The organism is Streptomyces sp. NL15-2K (assembly GCF_030551255.1).
Lineage (GTDB): Bacteria > Actinomycetota > Actinomycetes > Streptomycetales > Streptomycetaceae > Streptomyces.
Genome location: NZ_CP130630.1, coordinates 7,011,082 through 7,025,131, shown reverse-complemented (window position 1 = coordinate 7,025,131; position 14,050 = coordinate 7,011,082). Strand labels below are relative to the sequence as shown.

14 protein-coding genes and 1 pseudogene are annotated in these 14,050 nt (G+C 70.2%); 6 read left to right on the top strand and 9 right to left on the bottom strand.

All coding sequences use genetic code 11. The annotated features are described in order from the left end of the window. Positions 1-7: 7 nt before the first annotated feature. Positions 8-463: a helix-turn-helix domain-containing protein gene (locus Q4V64_RS31855; protein ID WP_124439799.1), complete on the bottom strand. Its 456-nt coding sequence runs from the start codon at positions 461-463 to the stop codon at positions 8-10. 86 nt (positions 464-549) lie between these two features. Here Q4V64_RS31855 and Q4V64_RS31850 point away from each other — a divergent pair. Next, a pseudogene (locus tag Q4V64_RS31850) lies at positions 550-1,710 on the top strand (MFS transporter); the annotation flags it as partial. A 101-nt stretch (positions 1,711-1,811) separates the two neighbouring features. Here Q4V64_RS31850 and Q4V64_RS55360 read toward each other — a convergent pair. Then, positions 1,812-2,060 (bottom strand): DUF397 domain-containing protein, encoded by a 249-nt coding sequence (locus Q4V64_RS55360; RefSeq protein WP_124439800.1) that lies wholly within the window; start codon positions 2,058-2,060, stop codon positions 1,812-1,814. Then, the gene (locus tag Q4V64_RS31845; RefSeq protein WP_124439808.1) at positions 2,057-2,875 is read right to left on the bottom strand and encodes a helix-turn-helix transcriptional regulator; all 819 of its coding nucleotides are present in this window, start codon (positions 2,873-2,875) and stop codon (positions 2,057-2,059) included. Before Q4V64_RS31845 ends, Q4V64_RS55360 begins: the two co-directional genes overlap by 4 nt. Before the next feature lie 137 nt (positions 2,876-3,012). On the opposite strand from Q4V64_RS31845, the gene Q4V64_RS55355 reads away from it, so the two are divergent. After that, positions 3,013-3,501 (top strand): ATP-binding protein, encoded by a 489-nt coding sequence (locus Q4V64_RS55355; protein ID WP_124439801.1) that lies wholly within the window; start codon positions 3,013-3,015, stop codon positions 3,499-3,501. Here the strand turns inward: Q4V64_RS55355 and Q4V64_RS31840 are convergent. Further along, positions 3,401-4,126 carry a response regulator transcription factor gene (locus tag Q4V64_RS31840; protein ID WP_124439802.1) on the bottom strand — a complete coding sequence of 242 codons (726 nt, stop codon included), beginning with the start codon at positions 4,124-4,126 and terminating at the stop codon, positions 3,401-3,403. The two genes, Q4V64_RS55355 and Q4V64_RS31840, sit on opposite strands and share 101 nt — an antisense overlap. Beyond that, positions 4,123-5,451 carry an ATP-binding protein gene (locus Q4V64_RS31835; RefSeq protein WP_172629172.1) on the bottom strand — a complete coding sequence of 443 codons (1,329 nt, stop codon included), beginning with the start codon at positions 5,449-5,451 and terminating at the stop codon, positions 4,123-4,125. The genes Q4V64_RS31840 and Q4V64_RS31835 overlap by 4 nt, the downstream gene beginning before the upstream one ends. A gap of 143 nt (positions 5,452-5,594) precedes the next feature. On the opposite strand from Q4V64_RS31835, the gene Q4V64_RS31830 reads away from it, so the two are divergent. Continuing rightward, on the top strand, positions 5,595-7,034 hold the full coding sequence (locus tag Q4V64_RS31830) for a PspC domain-containing protein (RefSeq protein WP_124439804.1): 1,440 nt from the start codon (positions 5,595-5,597) through the stop codon (positions 7,032-7,034). Next, positions 7,021-7,284 carry a hypothetical protein gene (locus Q4V64_RS31825; RefSeq protein ID WP_124439805.1) on the top strand — a complete coding sequence of 88 codons (264 nt, stop codon included), beginning with the start codon at positions 7,021-7,023 and terminating at the stop codon, positions 7,282-7,284. Before Q4V64_RS31830 ends, Q4V64_RS31825 begins: the two co-directional genes overlap by 14 nt. An 18-nt stretch (positions 7,285-7,302) precedes the next feature. Here the strand turns inward: Q4V64_RS31825 and Q4V64_RS31820 are convergent, their stop codons facing one another. Both Q4V64_RS31820 and Q4V64_RS31815 read right to left on the bottom strand, forming a co-directional pair. Further along, the gene (locus Q4V64_RS31820) at positions 7,303-7,833 is read right to left on the bottom strand and encodes a DoxX family protein (RefSeq protein ID WP_124439806.1); all 531 of its coding nucleotides are present in this window, start codon (positions 7,831-7,833) and stop codon (positions 7,303-7,305) included. 671 nt (positions 7,834-8,504) lie between these two features. Beyond that, positions 8,505-9,806, bottom strand: coding sequence for a hypothetical protein (locus Q4V64_RS31815; protein WP_124439815.1), 1,302 nt, complete (start codon positions 9,804-9,806; stop codon positions 8,505-8,507). Positions 9,807-9,954: 148 nt separating this feature from the next. On the opposite strand from Q4V64_RS31815, the gene Q4V64_RS31810 reads away from it, so the two are divergent. Beyond that, a complete protein-coding gene (locus Q4V64_RS31810) occupies positions 9,955-10,851 on the top strand; it encodes a DUF4429 domain-containing protein (protein WP_124439809.1) in 897 nt (298 codons plus the stop codon). Positions 10,852-10,922: 71 nt separating this feature from the next. On the opposite strand, the gene Q4V64_RS31805 is transcribed toward Q4V64_RS31810, so the two are convergent. Then, entirely contained in the window at positions 10,923-11,732 is an 810-nt protein-coding gene (locus Q4V64_RS31805; protein WP_124439816.1) for a class II aldolase/adducin family protein, read from the bottom strand. Positions 11,733-11,899: 167 nt separating this feature from the next. Between Q4V64_RS31805 and Q4V64_RS31800 the strand changes: the two genes are divergently transcribed. Further along, positions 11,900-12,367 (top strand): pyridoxamine 5'-phosphate oxidase family protein, encoded by a 468-nt coding sequence (locus Q4V64_RS31800; protein ID WP_172629173.1) that lies wholly within the window; start codon positions 11,900-11,902, stop codon positions 12,365-12,367. Positions 12,368-12,376: 9 nt separating this feature from the next. Here the strand turns inward: Q4V64_RS31800 and guaA are convergent, their stop codons facing one another. Next, positions 12,377-13,957, bottom strand: coding sequence for a glutamine-hydrolyzing GMP synthase (guaA, locus tag Q4V64_RS31795; RefSeq protein WP_124439810.1), 1,581 nt, complete (start codon positions 13,955-13,957; stop codon positions 12,377-12,379). Positions 13,958-14,050: the final 93 nt, after the last annotated feature.

Genomic DNA, 14,050 nt, shown 5'->3' with positions numbered 1-14,050 from the left:
CTGCCAATCACCTCTTCTGCACCTGGGTGGTGTCGGTGTCGAGGAGGGTGCCGTCGGCGCTGGTCGGCACGATTTCCGGCACAGGGGTGCCGTGCTGGTCGACAAGGGTGGAGTGAGTCTCGCCGGGGGCGAAGGCGTGCCGTTCTCCCCACTGTCGCAGGGTGACGATGACGGGGAAGAGGGCGCGGCCGGCGTTGGTGAGCACGTATTCCTGGCGGCGGCCCGATGGTGCGGTGCGCTGAGCGAGGAGCCCGTGAGCGGTGAGCTTGCGGAGGCGGTCGGTGAGGATGTTGCGGGCGATGCCGGTCCGCCGCTGGAACTCGGTGAACGACCGTGCCCCGTCCATTGCGTCGCGGATGACGAGAAGGCTCCACCTGTCGCCCACGATGTCGAGCGTGCGGGCGACAGGGCAGTCGGGGTCGGTCCAGTCGAGGTTCGGAGTGCGCGTGGTGGCGCGCGACATGACACCTCCCAATGAGTTGCTGATTGAAACCATCATGCCGTACGGTCAAATTGGTTGCAATCCGCTACCGATTGAGATGGAGTGCAATGGACGTGTGGCGGCGGTTATTGCTCGCGGTGGTGTGTGGTGTCGCTGTGGCGAGCATCTATGCCGCGCAGCCGGTTCTGGAGCCGATGGGACGCGATCTCGGTGTGTCGGCAGAACTCGCGGGGTGGATCGTCGCGACCGGCCAGTTCGGCTATCTGGCAGGGCTACTGCTGCTGGTGCCGCTCGGCGACGTGGTCGACAGGCGCCGACTCATCACCGTGCACCTGGCGATCACCGCAGTGGGCATGATCCTGACGGCCTCGGCGTCAGCCGCATGGGTGGCGCTCGTGGGGCTCGCGATGGCTGGGGTGTTCGCTGTCGTGGTGCAGACCGCGGTGGCCTACGCCGCGTCGGTCTCGCTGCCTGCCGAACGCGGACGGAACATCGGTGTCGTGACCTCGGGCGTTGTGGTCGGCATTCTGGGCGCGCGGATCGTCACCGGCACGCTCGCCGAGGTGTGGGGCTGGCGGAGCGTCTATGCCGTGCTAGCGGTGCTGTCACTCGGACTCGCAGCCCTCGTCTGCGTCGTACTGCCGTCAGAGGAGCGCCTCAACCCACCTGCGGGGTACAGGCAGGTCGTCGGCTCACTCGGCGGACTGTTCGGGCAGCGCGTCTTCCTGACGCGCGGGCTCATCGCGTTCTTCTTGTTCGCATCGTTCGGAACCCTGTGGAGCGGACTGTCCCTACCGCTGGCGGACACGCCGTGGCAGCTGAGCGAGAGCCAGATCGGACTGTTCGGCATCGCCGGACTCGCCGGCGCACTCGGCGCGGCACGCGCGGGACGGTGGGCGGATGCCGGACGGGCGGCCCCGGTCACCGGTCTCGCGCTCGCCCTGCTCATCCTCTCGTGGGCAGCGATCGCGCAGCTGCCGTGGTCACTGTGGCTCCTCATCGTCGGAATCGTCGTTCTCGACTTCGCGGTCCAGGCCGTCCATGTGAGCAACCAGCACCTGCTCACCGCCGCACATCCGGATCACATCAGCAGCGTCATCGGCAGCTACATGGTCTTCTACTCACTCGGCTCCGCCCTCGGCGCAGCCGCAACCACCGCCACCTTCACCGCCCACGGCTGGACTGGCTCCAGTCTCCTCGGGGCCGGATTCGCGGCCTGCGCGCTGGCCGTCTGGGCGGCCTACAGGCGCATACCCCGCGATACTCCGGACGACCGCACGCCACGGGCCTGCCCACCGCCGAGCGGTGGGTGGATGCCCGCCCATTCCTTGGAAAAGGAGCTCGGGTCTCGACTCCCGAAGCCCGGGGCTCAGGCCTCGCGGGAGACGTACGCGACGAAGACGGCCCAGGCGTCGGCGGGGACATCGAAGCGGGGACTTCGAGCGCCGAGCTTCGAGTCGCGGAGGTGGATGGTGTGCGGACAAAGGGCGACTTCGAGGCAGGCGCCGCCTTGGGAGTCGCTGTGGCTGGACTTGCGCCAGATGTAGGCGACTTCGAGGCAATCGCCACCCTGATCATCGCTGTAGCTGGACTTGAACCACGACAGCTCAGCGCTCATAGCTCCTCCGCCACCTTCCCGATGAATCGAGCAGACTCTTCGACGTTAAGCGCCTGCATGCGGATCATGCCATGGCGTTGCGTCAGGGCGTTGAGCTTGTCGGCATCGGCGTACAGCGCTCCCGTCTCCTGCCCCTCAACATAGGCGTAGTGCTCATGCTCCTTGGTCTCTACGAGGATCAAGGGACCGCCAAGCGCAACAGGGGGAGCCGATGCGAACGGCAGCACCTGGATGGACACATTACGAAGCGCACCGACGGCCAGCAGATGACGTAGCTGCTGCCGCATGACCTCCCGCCCGCCCACTTCCGCACGCAACGCGGCCTCGTGGATGACGAAGCCGTACACCGTCTTCGTGCGGCGCATCAGTGCTTCCTGCCTCGCCAACCGTGCTCGAACCCGTTCCTCCACCGTCTCGTCGTCCATTGGCGGGCAGCTCTCGCTGATCAGTGCTCGTGCGTACTCCCCCGTCTGCAAGAGGCCGGGAATCAGCCCAAGCGCATAGTGATGCACAACGATCGCCTCGGCCTCGATCCCCATGTACTCCTGCGACCGCGCGGGAAACGGCTCAGGCTTCAGGAACTCATGCCCGGCCACCAACTTCCCCCGTGCCCCGCAGAGTTGATCAGCTACCTGCAACAACCGCAGCGTCGGTCTGCGCCGCCCGCACTCCATCGACTTGACGTACTCGTAGTCGTACCCGGCCTCGTCGGCCAGCGCCTGCCGCGCGACCCCGGCTTCCTCCCGCCACAGCTTGATCTGCCCACCGCAGTACCGCCAGTTCTGCTGAGCCTGCTGAGACGCCCCGGAAGTCACCGCGCCCACCGCCTCCCGCCACCACGCCGTGTACAAGCACGCCGAGTACCCGTTCCGCTACTCCCCGAGGTTACGCGCCAACCACCAGCCTGATCACGGCAACTGACGGAGAACCACACGCAAGGAACGACGCGCGCATGCTCGAGGAAGTCGAGTGGCGGCTGCCCCGCCACGCCCGCAGCGTGGGGCGGGCCCGAGCCCTCCTCCGCGACCAGGCCGTCGCCTGGAAGCTCCCGGACGAGGTGACGGAGACGGCCGTACTCCTGCTCAGCGAGTTGATGACCAACGCGTACCGCCACGCGAAGGTCTCCCTCGGCCGCGAGATCTGGACCCGCTGCATCCTGGAGTCCGACCGTCTCCGTGTGTCGGTGGCGGACGCGAACGACACCCTGCCGACGCCCCGGGAAGCCTCACTGGACGACGAGTCCGGCAGGGGCCTCACCCTGGTGACCGCCCTCGCGGACACCTGGGGCTCGGAACCCCGGCCCCCTGGAATCGGAAAGACGGTCTGGTTCGAACTATCGGCTAAACCAGCCTCCGCGCCGTCGCCCACCGCGTCAGCTCGTGCCGGTTCGACAGCTGGAGTTTCCGCAGAACCGCCGAGACATGGGACTCGACCGTCTTGACGGAGATGAAGAGCTGCTTGGCGATCTCCTTGTACGCGTAGCCCCGGGCGATGAGCCTCAGCACCTCGCGCTCGCGCTGGGTGAGGCGGTCGAGGTCCTCGTCCACCGGCGGGGCGTCGGTGGAGGCGAAGGCGTCGAGGACGAAGCCGGCCAGGCGCGGGGAGAAGACGGCGTCGCCCTCCTGGACGCGGAAGATGGAGTTGATCAGATCCGTGCCGGTGATCGTCTTCGTGACGTAGCCCCTCGCGCCGCCGCGGATCACGCCGATCACGTCCTCCGCCGCGTCCGAGACGGACAGGGCGAGGAAACGGACGGGCTGCTCGGTGTCGGCCATCAACGGGGCGCAGCGGCGCAGGACCTCGACCCCGCCGCCGCCCGGGAGGTGGACGTCGAGGAGGACGACCTCGGGGCGGGTCGCGGTGATGACGGTGACCGCCTGGTCGACGTCCGCGGCCTCGCCGACGACCTCGACGCCGGTCTGCTCGGTCTGGCCGATCTCGGCCTGTACGCCCGTACGGAACATGCGGTGGTCGTCGACGAGCACCACACGCACATGCCGCTGGGCCGGGCCGCCACCAGGCGTCGGCTCCGTGGGCTCCGCGTTCGTCTCGGTCGGATCGCTCATGACGTCTTCTCCGCCCTCTCCATCTCCAGCTCGACCTCCGTGCCGCCGTCCGGCACCGCGCGCAGTCGCGCCGTGCCGCCGTTGCGCTCCATGCGGCCGATGATCGATTCTCTAACGCCCATGCGGTCGGCGGGTATCGAGTCGAGGTCGAAGCCGGGCCCGCGGTCCCGGACGGACACGAAGACCGTCTTGCCCTCGACTTCGGCGTAGACCTGGACGGCGCCGCCCTCGCCACCGTACTTGGCGGCGTTCACCATCGCCTCGCGTGCGGCCTGCATCTGTGCGCCGATCCTCTCGTCGAGCGGGCAGTCGCCGACCACGACCACCTCTATGGGGACGCCGTGCTTGTCCTCCACCTCCGCGGCGTTGCGCCGCACCGCGTCGGCGAGGGTGGTGGGCTCGTCGGCCTCGTCCTTGCCGGTGCCCTCGGGCTTGTAGAGCCAGGTGCGCAGGTCGCGCTCCTGGGCGCGGGCGAGGCGGCGCACCTCCGCCGCGTTCTCCGCGTTGCGCTGGATCAGGGTCAGGGTGTGCAGCACCGAGTCGTGGACGTGGGCGGCGACCTCCGCGCGCTCCTGGGCGCGGATGCGCATCAGGCGCTCCTCGGAGAGGTCCTGGGTCATGCGCACCAGGTAGGGACCGGCCAGCAGCGTTATGCCGACGAGGACCGCGAGCGCCGCCTGGAGGACCGAGCCGAGGTGGGCGGCGGAGCCCTGCAGGACGAAGATGCCGGAGACGCCGGCGGTGACGAGGAGGACACCGCCGCCCGCGCGCAGCAGCGTGAGCGTACGGCGACGTCGGCCGGCCTCGACCCAGCGGGCCCGGCGGGCATTATCCGCCTGGCGCCAGACGAGGGCGACGCCCGCGGCGACGAAGACTGTCGGCCAGAGGTAGGCCCGCGCTCCGTTGCCGAGATTCACATTGCCCACGAAGACCACGGCCACGACGACCATGAGGAGCAGGGCCACGATCTGGCCCTTGTCCGGTCTGCGGGCGATGAGCTTGCGGCGGCCGTCCGGCGAGGTCTCGCTGGTGACCAAGGACGGAGGCCTCTGGCCGCCGACCCCGCCGACGCCGAGCGGCACGAAGAACCAGAACGCGGCGTACAGCAGGGCGCCGAGGCCGTCCGCCATGAACAGGCCGACGAAGACGAGCCGCACCCAGATCACGGGCAGCCCGAGGTGTCCGGCGAGCCCCCGCGCCACACCACCGAGCCAGCGTCCGTCACTGCTGCGGTAGAGCTTGCGCGGCGGCCGCGGTTCGACGAGTGGCGCTGCTGCGGCTTCCGGCATGCCATCGATGGTCACACGGCCGGAGGGCCCGGGCATCAGGGTCGGCCCCGGAGACTCCCCTGATCTTCGCCCCCCATCCCCTTCGAACGCCTCCCCGGCGCCGCCTCAGGGCAGATATCAGGGTCCGGCCAGGGTCATACCGACTGCCGCCGCGCCGACGCGCCCGTCACCATGGACACATGACAGAGCACCAGCACGGCGCGGACGCCGTGCCCGGCGAGGGCCCGGGGCCGACGGCCCCGGGTGCGGGCGGACAGCCGGGTCAGACCGCGGATCCGGGGCCCGCCGGGCAGCCGACCGTGGCCGACGGATCCGGCGCGGCGGCGCCCGGGGAGACCGGCGTGGCCGAGCTGCCCAGCAAGTTCCGGCGCGACCGGCAGCACAAGATGCTCGCCGGAGTGTGCGCGGGGCTCGGGCGGCAGTACGACATGGATCCGGTGATCTTCCGGATCACCCTCGCGGTGCTCTCCGCGACCGGCGGCCTCGGCCTCCTCTTCTACGGCTTCGCCTGGCTCTTCGTCCCGTACGACGACGAGGACGAGAACGAGGTCCGCAAGCTGCTGACCGGCCGCGTCGACGGCCAGGCGCTGACGGCCGTGCTGTTCGCGCTGGTCGGCTGCGGGGTGTTCCTCACGCTGCTGAACAACGGCGGCGTGCTCACCTTCGCCATCGTCCTCTCCCTCCTCCTCGCGGGCGCCGGGTACTGGTCGCGGCACCGCGGCGCCCCCGACACCGACCCGCTGGCGGCCCAGGCCGTCGCCGACGCCCCGCCGGAGGCCCAGGCACCGCCGGTGCCCGCCGTCTACCCGTCCTGGTGGCGCGACCCCATCGTCAAGGACGGCACGCACGTGGGCGGCACGGGCTATCTGTGGGGCCCCGAGGACTCCCGCGACCGGGACCTCGCGGCCGCCGTCCGCATCGGCCTGGGCACCTGGGGCGGCCGCCAGGACATACACCCCCCTCGCGTGCGGCCGCCCAAGCCGCGCGGCCCCCGCTGGATCGGCGGCTGGGTCTTCCTGTTCGCCCTGCTCGCGGGCGGCCTCGGCACCCGCCTGACGTGGGACGACCAGACACTCGGCACCAGCCTGCAGACCGGCCTGGCGTGCGCGCTCGTCGTCTTCGGCGTCGGCATCGCGGCCAGCGCGTTCCTGGGCCGGACCGGGGCGGGGTCGATCTTCCTGGCGATCGTCACGGCGGCCCTGCTCGCCGCCTCGGCGGCCGTGCCCAAGGACATCACCACGCACTGGGAGCGCACGAACTGGCGGGCCGCCACTGCGGCGGACGTCCGGCCGGACTACGAGCTCGGCACCGGCGTCGGCACCCTGGACCTGAGCCGACTGGACCTCGCCAAGGGGCAGACGGTGGCCACACAGGCCGACGTGGGCATGGGCAGACTGCGGGTGATCGTGCCCGCGGACGTGACCGTGAAGGTGAGCATGGACGTGGGAGTGGGCGACATCCAGTTGCCGGGCGACGACGAGAAGGACGTGGACGTGGCGCCGGGCAAGCACAAGGAGGTGACCCTGTCGTCGACGACCGGCGGCAAGGACACCGGCACACTCGACCTGGACCTCAGGGTCGGCATCGGGCAGGCGGAGGTGAGCCGTGCTACGTCATGAGTTCCAGCCCGGCAGGCTGGTCGCCGGGCTCTTCCTCATCCTCGCGGGCGTCATGTACGCCGGTGACGCGGGCGGCCTCTGGGACACCCCGTGGTTCGCGATCATCCCGGTCGTCACGCTCGGCCTCTGCCTGGCGGGCGCGGTCGGCGTCCTGACCCGGGTCATACGCAAACGCCGCCGACCGGGCCGTACGGAACCGGTCGGGGCACCACCGAACCCCTCCGGGGCACAGCCGGAGCCGCCCCTGTGACGGTGGCGGCGTCACCGGTTACCGGTAGCCCCCGGCCCGCTGTCGTCGCCGTGTGTGGAGAGCGGCGTCCAGGGAGAGGACGGGGGCGCCCGCGAGGACGAGGGGCAGCCAGGCCATGAGGTAGATGAGGTCGTTGCCGTAGTAGTACGGCTCGGTGGCCCAGCTCACCGTCAGCCACAGGCTGAGCGAGATCAGCGCGCCGCCGACCGCGGCCAGACGGGCGAGCAGCCCGATCAGGATGCCGACGCCGACGGCGAGCTCACCGATGGCGATGGCATAGCCCAAGCCGACGGGGTTCTTCAAGGACAGGTCGACCAGGGCCGGGATGGCCGAGGAATCGCGGACGGTGCGCATCAGGTCGCCGACCGAGCCTGATCCGGCGTCCTTCATGAAGGCACTGTCGGTGAGTTTGTCCAGGCCGGCGTAGATGAAGGTGACGCCGAGGAAGACGCGGAGTGGAAGCAGGGCGTAACGAGTGGCGGTGTCCCGCCAGTCCCGGCCGCCGTTCAGATAGGGGGTGTGCGTGTCCGTACGAATGCCGTGAGTCATCGCTCGTAGCCGCCTCTCGCCCGCGCGTGCCGTGACCCCTCAAAAAGACGATACGTACGACAGGGGAAACCCGCTCACTCCTGTCCCGCACGAACTTTTCAGACTTCGGACTGCGTCGCTGGGCCGGATTGCAAGGTACCGCCTCCTGTCCGGTCACCCGGCGTGGGTACGGGCCTCGCTGGGGGCTCCGCCCCCAGCCCCCCGGGCCTACGCCCACCCCACCACCCGACTCGGTCGGCCAAGAGGTGACCGCAGAAGCCCCATGGCGGTACAGCCGCGTACGGCGGCAAGGGGACGTGTCGGGGGGTGTCCGCCCGCAGCGGTTGGCGCGTCAACACGGGCACGCTGGTAAGTGACCGATTCCGCGCCGTTCCGAGGACGGACACCCCCCGACACGGCCCCGACCCACCCCCCAACCGCAGGCGCTACCCGCACCCCCACCGAACCCGCACAGGCCGCCGCAGGCCTCCCGCCCAACCGCCGGAGGCACACGCACAGGCCGCCGCAGGCACCCCGCCCAACCACCGGAGGCACACGCACAGGCCGCCGCAGGCACCCCGCCCAACCGCCGGAGGCACACGCACAGGCCGCCGCAGGCACCCCGCCCAACCGCCGGAGGCACACGCACAGCCCGCCGCAGGCACCCCCGGCCCAACCGCCGGAGGCAACCGTCACTCCGTCACATCGATCGCATACCGATTCGTCTCCACCCCCGCCGCAGTCACCACCTGCACCTCCACCCGCCCCGGCTCCACATCCACGGGCACCGGCACGGTCAGAACCGCATCCGTAGGGTTGCTGAAACCACCGGTCACCGGCACCAACGGCACCCTGACATTCACCGCACCGATACGCACGACCATCCGCGACAACCGATCCGCCCCCTGCGCCCCCGGCGGCACGAACCCGGCCCCGCGGATCTCGACGTCGTCACCGGTGCGGATCGGACCGTCCAGGTCACCGGCCTCCCGCGCCCGCACCACGGACAGAATCACCGGCCGACCCCCCTCCGCGCACTTCCCGGCCAGATACGTCCCCGCCGACACCAGCACCACCACGGCCAGCCCCCACGGCAGATCCGGCAACTGATCCGGCCGCCGGCCCAACCGCACCGCCGCGAACAGCAGAGCCACACCGCTGATCAGGACGTACTGAATGTCGGCGAAGGTCCCCCGCCCCGCATCGTCCGTCAGCAGATCGGCGGCCCTCGGCCGGTCCGCCCGTACTTTCTGCAACCGCTGCCCCAGCACCCGCAGCCCGACCACGCGCCGCACCAGCACAGCGATCGCGCAGACCACGGCGAGCACGGTCACCACACCCGCGCCCCGGGCGAGTTCGAGCCCGGAGATCAGCGCGTCGCGCTCGGCATGCCCGGAGGCAGCCGCCAGACGACCCACCAGCACCAACACCGCGTACGCGACGAACAGCACCCAACCCGCCGCCACCGCACGGGACGTCGACAGCCGGTTGTCCTCGCCGATCAGCGGCGCCAGCGCACCGCCCCGCGCCCGGTGGAACCACGACGCAGCCGTCAGTGCCCCGGCCACCACCGACGCGGCGAGCAGCCCGGCAGTACGCGCGGCAGTCCAGTCCGCACCGATCGCCGTCAACGCCTGCACGAGCAGCAACACCACGACCAGCGCCCACACCGCGCAGGCGGTACGGCGCCACAGCAGTGCCAGCCATGCGTCGCCCTCGGCCCGGCTGCGTTCGGCGACGAGTTCCGCGGACTGGGTCAGCTCCTCCGAGACCCACTGCCGGGAGGCGGATGTCGAGTGCGCGACACCCGCGGGCAGCCCCTGCCCGGCCGCGAACCCGTCCCGTTTCAGCAGGAATTCGGCCACGGCCTGCCGATGCCCCGCACGCGCCCCGTGCGGACAGTCCCCACAGGTACAACCGCCCGCGTGCACACCGCCGTGCGCACCCCCGAACGCACCGCCCGCCGCGCTCTGCCTCGCCTCCCGCACCGCCACGTCCGACGCCCGCCTTCCCAGGACCACCCCGCAACTCCCCCACAACGACAGCGAATTGTGCCCTACCTCACCCCACCCCGTCCGCCGGGTCTGGTCACCGCGGGTGAAGACGGACCCGCCGTGTTGACCCGGCTGCGAGAATTTGTCCATGGCCGAGATCATCCAGCGCGACGGGACCTGGGCCTTCGACGGCAGCATGGTCAGGATCACGCCGGGTCTCCACCGCTCCGTGCCGCTGTTCCGGCAGACGTACGGAGAGATCGCCGTGCCCCTGGAGGCCGTCGCGGGCGTCGTCTTCGAGCCCGAACGCAAGCGCGGCCGACTGCGCATGCGGCTGCGCGAGGGTGCTGATCCGCTCCTCCAGGCGACCGGCGGACGGCTACCCGATCCGGGCGACCCGTACCGTCTGCTGGTGGACATCGACCGCGCCGGAGTCGCCGAGTACGTGGCCGAGGAGATCCGCAACGCCCTGCTCCTCGACCAGATCCCCAAGGAGCCGACCACGGCCTACTTCCTGCCCGGCCCGCCGGTACCGGTCTCGGTGCGTTCCTCCGACGGCACGGTCTCCTTCGACGGCACCCAGGTCCGCATCGACTGGTCCGACACCTCCGACCGGGTCAAACGCGCCACCGGCCCGCGGATCATCAACATCGGCGATCTCGTCCAGGTCGAGTGGCTGCCCAACTCCGGCTACGAGGACGGCTTCCTGCGCTTCGTGACCCAGGAGACGGTGTTCTCCAAGCTGCCGCCCGAGAAGGACCCGTACGCCCTGGACCTGTGGGGCAGCGCCCGCCGCGACCTGCTCACGGCCCTCGTCGCCACCGCGGTCACCGCCCGGCTGCCGCACCCGTCCACCCGCACCGGTACCGAACAGGACGAGCGGCGCGTCCCCCGCCCCCGGCCGACGGCGTCCGTACCGCCGCCGGCCGACCATCACGACGTACTCCTGCGCAGGCTGCGGGAGTTGGGGGAACTGCATCGTGAGGGAGTCCTCACGGACGAGGAGTTCGCGATGACCAAGGCCGCCGTACTCCGAGGCTTCTAGCTCAACCAGCCCGACTACTGACTAGCCCGACTACCGACTAGCCCGACCAACCGACTAGCCGACCAGCTGAACTAGCTCAACAAGTCCGGCTCACTCCGGCTGATGTCCTGCCACAACGGCTGGTAGTTGATCCACGCCACCAGATCCCCGCCCGTCTGCTCCCGCGTGGCCACCGCCGCCCTGTGGTCGATCAGGACGGGCCGGCCGGCCGCCTTCGCGGTCAGCTGCACCTGGCAGGAACGTTCCATGGAAAGGAACCACCAGGCCGCCGCGTCCACCGAGTCGCCGACCGTCAGCAGCCCGTGGTTGCGCAGCACGAGGGCCTTGCGGGACCCGAGGGCGGCGGCGATCCGGCGGCCCTCGTCGGCGTCGACGGCGACGCCGGTGTAGGCGTCGTACAGGGCGTGGTCCTCGTAGAAGGCGCAACTCTCCTGGGTGATCGGGTCCAGGAGGTCCCCCAGCGCCGACAGCGCCCGCCCGTACACCGAGTGGCAGTGGGCGACGGCGACGACGTCGGGGCGGGCGGCGTGCACTTGGGAGTGCACGGTGAAGGCCGCCTGGTTGACGTGGTAACGGCCGTCGATCACCTGCCCGTCGGAGTTGGCCAGCACCAGGTCACTCACGGTGACGTGCTTGAACGGTATCCCGAAGGGATTGACCCAGAAGCAGTCGCTGAACTCCGGATCACGCGCGGTGATGTGCCCCGACACCCCGTCCTCGAAGCCGAACCGCCCGAAGATCCGCAGCGCGCCCGCGAGCCGTTCCTTGCGATGCCGGCGCTCGTCCGCGAGCGACTCGTGCATCGGCGGCATCGCGAACCGCAGCTGGTCGGTGGGGAGGGGCGGGGGCGGAGTGGGCCCGGTCTCGGGGGTCCCGTGCATTCCGTGCGTCCCGGGCGTCCCGTACATGTCGTCCTCCAGCACTGCGTTGCTTTACGGGCCGGAAGTTACCGTCGGTCAGCGGAAGAGAACAGCGTTGGTTTGTAAAGATGCCGCACGCGAGCCATACCCGACAGTAGATGTCTGGTATCGGCGCAAGACTGGTGCTCATGAACTGGGCAGCCTTCTCCACCGCCGAACCCGACCTGGCCAAGACCGTCGAGGCACGCTTCGCCGCCTTCACCCACCATGTCCTCGCGACCCTGCGCAAGGACGGCTCCCCGCGCACCACCGGCCTGGAGGTGCGTTTCCTGAACGGTGAGCTGTGGCTCGGCATGATGCCGGACTCGATCAAGGCGCTCGATCTGCGCCGCGACCCGCGCTTCGCGCTGCAGGCGAACCCCGGGGAGGGCACGGGCATGGGCGGCGGCGACGTCCGGATCAGCGGGCGGGCGATCGAGGTGGAGGACCCGGAGACGAAGGCCAAGTACTCCGAAGAGGTGGAACCGCCGGAGCCGTTCCACCTCTTCCGCACCGAGCTGACGGAGGTCGTACGGACCTACGTCGAGGACGACAAGTACCTGGTCGTCCAGGTCTGGAAGCCCGGAGAGCCGGTGCGCACGCTCAAGCGGACGTAACCCCAGGTACTACTCCCACTCGATGGTGCCCGGCGGCTTGCTGGTCACGTCGAGCACGACCCGGTTGACGTCCTTGACCTCGTTCGTGATCCGCGTCGAGATCTTCGCGAGCACGTCGTACGGCAGCCGCGACCAGTCGGCGGTCATCGCGTCCTCGCTGGACACCGGACGCAGGACGATCGGGTGGCCGTAGGTCCGGCCGTCACCCTGGACGCCGACGCTGCGGACGTCCGCGAGCAGGACCACCGGGCACTGCCAGATGTCCCGGTCGAGGCCGGCCGCCGTCAGCTCCTCGCGGGCGATGGCGTCGGCCTCGCGCAGCAGGTCGAGCCGCTCCTTGGTGACGTCGCCGACGATACGGATGCCCAGGCCGGGGCCGGGGAACGGCTGGCGCTGGACGATCTCCTCCGGGAGCCCGAGCTCCTGGCCGACCATCCGGACCTCGTCCTTGAACAGCTTGCGCAGCGGCTCGATGAGCTTGAACTCGAGGTCCTCCGGCAGCCCGCCCACGTTGTGGTGGGACTTGATGTTGGCGGTGCCGGTACCGCCACCGGACTCGACCACGTCGGGGTACAGGGTCCCCTGGACGAGGAACTCCACCGCCGGACCCTCGTCCGCGATGATCTCCGCCTGCGCCTGCTCGAAGACCCGGATGAACTCCCGTCCGATGATCTTCCGCTTCTCCTCGGGGTCGGAGACCCCCTTCAGAGCGGACAGGAACCGCTCCTCAGCGTCCACGACCTTCAGCTGCACGCCGGTCGCGGCCACGAAGTCCTTCTCGACCTGCTCGGTCTCGCCCTTGCGCATCAGGCCGTGGTCGACGTACACGCAGGTCAGCTGGGAGCCGATGGCCTTCTGGACGAGGGCGGCGGCGACTGCGGAGTCCACGCCGCCGGACAGCGCGCAGATGGCACGCTTGTCGCCGACCTGCTCGCGGATGGCCGCGACCTGCTCGTCGATGACGCTGCCGGTGGTCCAGTTCGGGCTCAGCCCCGCGCCCCGGTACAGGAAGTGCTCCAGCACCTGCTGGCCGTGCGTGGAGTGCATGACCTCGGGGTGGTACTGGACGCCGTACAGCTTCTTCTCGTCGTTCTCGAAGGCGGCGACCGGGACGACGTCCGTGGAGGCCGTGACGCTGAAGCCCTCGGGGGCGGCGGAGCAGGCGTCGCCGTGCGACATCCACACCGACTGCTCGTCCGGGGTGCCCTCGAAGAGGGTGGAGCCGGCTTTCGAGACATGCAGGGGCGTACGGCCGTACTCGCGGGCGCCGGTGTTGTCCACCGTGCCGCCGAGCACCTGGGCCATCAGCTGGAAGCCGTAGCACATGCCGAAGAGGGGGACGCCGGCCTCGAAGAGCTCACGGTCGAGGCGGGGGGCCTCGTCCGCGTACACCGAGGAGGGGCCGCCGGAGAGGACGATCGCAGCCGGGTTCTTGGCGAGCATCTCGGCGACCGGCATGGTGCTGGGCACGATCTCGCTGTAGACCCGGGCCTCACGGACGCGACGGGCGATGAGCTGGGCGTACTGCGCACCGAAGTCGACGACCAGGACGGTGTCGGGGGCGGCGGCAGCGGGAGTCGCTGATGACACGGGAGCCTTCCGGCGGTGGGGCGGGGTCTCTGTGCTGGCCAATTCTACCGAGGTGGGCGTCGGGCGTGTCCCGTGTGCCGGGGGCTCCGCCGG